We start from the raw sequence: 508 nt of genomic DNA on the forward strand, positions 1-508 counted from the left end.
TCTTAAGGTTTCTATTGGCGACAAAGTTCGTTTAATGGTGACAAACGCCACGCAGTTTACCCCTCTTGGTCGAATCCCTAGTCAGCGCAACTTCACAGTGGCTGGTATTTTTAATACCGGTTCGGATGTCGATGGTCAGCTTATGATCGTCAATATGGCGGATGCAGCTAAGTTAATGCGCCTGCCCAAAGATACCGTATCTGGCTGGCGAGTGTTTTTCTCTGACCCATTTATGGTGACGGATTTCGCTGATAAACCGATGCCAGAAGGTTGGCAGTGGAGTGATTGGCGTGCACAACGTGGTGAGCTTTTCCAAGCTGTGAAAATGGAAAAGAACATGATGGGCTTAATGCTGGGTCTCATTGTCGGCGTTGCAGCGTTTAACATCATTTCTGCTTTGATCATGGTGGTGATGGAAAAACAATCTGAAGTCGCGATTTTGAAAACGCAGGGTATGACGCAATCGCAAGTCATGACGATTTTCATGGTGCAAGGCGCAAGTAGGGGT

Annotated in this window: 1 protein-coding gene; it reads left to right on the forward strand. The window is 47.0% G+C overall.

Annotated features, from left to right (window positions below; genetic code table 11):
- A partial coding sequence (locus tag R7Z49_RS27840) for an FtsX-like permease family protein (protein WP_318112890.1) occupies positions 1-508 on the forward strand: 508 nt, incomplete at both ends.

The sequence above is a fragment of the Vibrio sp. 1562 genome, assembly GCF_033340155.1.
Lineage (GTDB): Bacteria > Pseudomonadota > Gammaproteobacteria > Enterobacterales > Vibrionaceae > Vibrio > Vibrio alginolyticus.